This is a genomic window from Meiothermus hypogaeus (assembly GCF_003574035.1).
Lineage (GTDB): Bacteria > Deinococcota > Deinococci > Deinococcales > Thermaceae > Meiothermus > Meiothermus hypogaeus.
Genome location: NZ_QWKY01000159.1, coordinates 1 through 1,660, shown reverse-complemented (window position 1 = coordinate 1,660; position 1,660 = coordinate 1). Strand labels below are relative to the sequence as shown.

Sequence of the window (1,660 nt, the reverse complement as noted above, 5' to 3'; positions counted from 1 at the left end):
GTGGGTGGGTGCTTTGGAATGGGTAAATAAGGTAATAGAGCACGGTGCAGAGTCGGCGGCAAATGAAGGCTTTGTACTGCGCGGCACCGCTACCCGCCTCCCCTTCGAAGACGGCTTCCTCGACGCTATCATCACCGACCCGCCCTACTACGACGCCGTTCCCTACGCCGACCTTTCGGACTTCTTCTACGTCTGGCTCAAGCGCACGGTGGGCCACCTCTACCCCGAACACTTCCGCACCCCCCTCACCCCCAAGCGCGAGGAGGCCGTGCAGAACCCGGTGCGCCACGGGGGCGACAACCAGAAGGCCAAGCAGTTCTTCGAAGAGATGATGGGCCAGGCCTTCCGCGAGATGCACCGGGTGCTGAAGCCCTCCGGCGAGGCCACCATTGTTTTTGCCCACAAGAGCACCGAGGCCTGGGAAACGCTCATCAGCGCGCTCATCAAGGCGGGGTTTCAGGTGGAGGCCTCCTGGCCGCTGCACACTGAGATGCAGACTCGGCTTAGGGCCAGGGAGTCGGCGGCGCTGGCTTCGTCTACCTTTCTCAACTGCACCAAGCGGGAAGGGGGCGGGGTGGGCTTCTTCACCGATGTGCGCCGCGAGATGCAGGAAGCCATCCGCCCGCAGCTCGAAGAGTTCTGGGAGGCGGGGATTCGCGGGGCCGATTTCTTCATGTCGGCCATCGGGCCGGGGCTGGAATCGTACAGCCGCTACGACGTGGTCAAGCGGGCCGACGGGCGCGAGGTGGGGGTGGGGGACTTCCTGGACGAGGTGCGGAAAATCGTGCTGGAGTTCGCCCTTAGCCGGGTGCTGGGGGCCAAGGCCCTGGGCGCAGTGGATGGGCCCACTCAGTTCGCCCTGCTGGCCTTGTGGGCCTATGGCCCGGAGCTGCCCTCCGACGAGGCCCGCAAGCTGGCCCAGAGTGCGGGGGTGGAAATCGCCGAGCTGGGTAGCCTGGTGCAGGAAAAGGGCGAGAAGACCTTCGTGCGCCTTTCGGCGGAGCGGGCCAAAGACGAGCGCCTGGGCTTGGCCGAGGAACAGGGCCAGGTGGTCATGATAGATGCCCTGCACCGCACCCTGCGTCTGATGCGCGAGGGCAAGCAGGCCATCGCCGATTATCTGGGTGAGGTGGGCTATCTGGAAAACGAAGCCTTCTGGCAGGTGGCCCAAGCCCTGGCTGAGGTGCTGGAGGGCAGCGAGGAGGGCCGGGCCCTCAAGGAGCTGCTTGCAGTGCGGCAGGGCCTGCCCAAGCCCAAAGAAGGGGCTTCGGTGCGACTTTTCTGAAGGTGGTAGGGGGCTTGCTGCTGTAACGCAGAGGCCGCTCGAGGGCGATCTGAAAAGTCAGATGCTTTTCCCCGAACGGCCTTTATTCTGGTCGAGGCGAGAGGATTTGAACCTCCGACCACACCCACCCCAAGGGTGTGCGCTACCAAGCTGCGCTACGCCTCGATCTAAATTTGCCTGCGACAAGACCACAGGCGCACAGTCAAGTCTAGCGACCCTTGGCCGAATCGTCAACACGTTGGCTTGACCGACTCATCTAAAGAATTCGGTTGAGTAACGAAGTGGTGTGATGATGGGTAAAAACCAACATTTTGGAGAGGATTGGTTTGAAAGCCGTTGCCAAGCAGAGAGGGAATGTTGTATTGGACGGTGACG

General features: G+C 62.5%; 1 tRNA gene and 1 pseudogene. One reads left to right on the top strand and one right to left on the bottom strand.

What is annotated here, in order from left to right:
* A pseudogene (locus Mhypo_RS17675) lies at window positions 1-1,285 on the top strand (DUF1156 domain-containing protein); the annotation flags it as partial.
* An 88-nt stretch (window positions 1,286-1,373) separates the two neighbouring features.
* Here the strand turns inward: Mhypo_RS17675 and Mhypo_RS17670 are convergent.
* Window positions 1,374-1,450, bottom strand: a tRNA-Pro gene (locus tag Mhypo_RS17670).
* Between the last annotated feature and the right edge of the window lie 210 nt (window positions 1,451-1,660).